This is a genomic window from Arthrobacter ginsengisoli (genome assembly GCF_031456935.1).
GTDB lineage: Bacteria > Actinomycetota > Actinomycetes > Actinomycetales > Micrococcaceae > Arthrobacter > Arthrobacter ginsengisoli.
The window spans coordinates 1-1,214 of sequence record NZ_JAVDVQ010000068.1 but is presented as its reverse complement, the minus strand read 5'-3'; the positions used below and the strand labels follow the sequence as shown (position 1 = coordinate 1,214).

Genomic DNA, 1,214 nt, shown 5'->3' with positions numbered 1-1,214 from the left:
AGGGCGAACGACCGGCCGAGCGCGGCGCTGTGGTAGCTCGAGGTCACGAATCCCTGCATCGGGACGGGCCCGTCGGCGGGGTTGGTGGTGATGCCCTGTTCCACCAGCTGGGTTCCTTCCGGGAGCCGGATGGTGCCGTCCACCGGCAGGACGCTGACCAGGTGTTTCCGGTCGGTACGGCCGGCGTCCTTGCGGGCGTAGGACCGCTTGCCGATGAAGTCCTTGACCTTGGACACGACCCATTCCATCCCGGCGTCCTGCGGGGTGACGGTCCCGTCGGTGTCCTGGCCGACGATCGGGTATCCCTTCTCGGCGCGGAGCACGTGCATGGTTTCGGTGCCGTACGGGGTGATGTTGAATTCAGCCCCGGCCGCCGCGACGGCTTCCCAGGTGTTGAGTCCGTACCAGGACGGGATGTTGATTTCGTACGCCAGCTCGCCGGAGAACGAGATCCGGCAGATCCGGGCCTGGACGCCGGAGGCGAGGGTGGTTTCCTTGAACGTCATGAACGGGAAGGCCTCGGTGTCGAGGCCGCCGTTGGCGGCCAGTTCCGGGGCGAGCTTCGCGACAACGGCGCGGGATTTCGGTCCGACGACGGCGATCGTGGACCACTGTTCCGTGACGGAGGTGCAGTGCACGTCCAGTTCGGGCCATTCGGTCTGCAGCCATTCCTCCAGCCAGTCCAGGACCTTGGCGGCGCCGCCGGTGGTGGTCGTCATGAAGAACCGGTCCGGATCGAGGCGGAGCGTGACGCCGTCGTCGAAGATCATGCCGTCGGGGGTGCACATCACGCCGTAACGGGCCGAACCCGGGGCGAGTTTCTTGAATGCGTTGGTGTAGATGCGGTTCAGGAACTCGCCGGCATCCTTGCCGCGGATCTCGATCTTGCCCAGGGTGGTGGCGTCCATGAAGCCTACGGATTCCCGGACGGCGGCGCATTCACGCAGGACCGCGGCGTCCATGTCCTCGCCGGCCTGCGGGTAGTACCAGGGACGCTTCCACTGGCCGACGTCCTCGAAGAGGGCGCCCTGGGCGGCATGCCAGGGGTGGATCGAGGTGAGGCGGGCCGGGTCGAAGAGCTCTCCGCGCTGGCGTCCGGCCAGCGCAGCGAACGCCACCGGGGTGAAAGGTGCGCGGTAGGTGGTGGTGCCAATGTCCCCGATGCCCCGCGACGCCTCGCCGGCCTGGCGGAGCGCGGCGGCGATGACGCCGAT

The 1,214-nt window shown here is 67.9% G+C and carries 1 protein-coding gene; it reads right to left on the bottom strand.

The window, feature by feature from the left end:
* Positions 1-1,214 (bottom strand): aminomethyltransferase family protein (locus tag J2X01_RS21970; protein ID WP_510183415.1); only part of this gene is annotated, 1,214 nt, incomplete at both ends.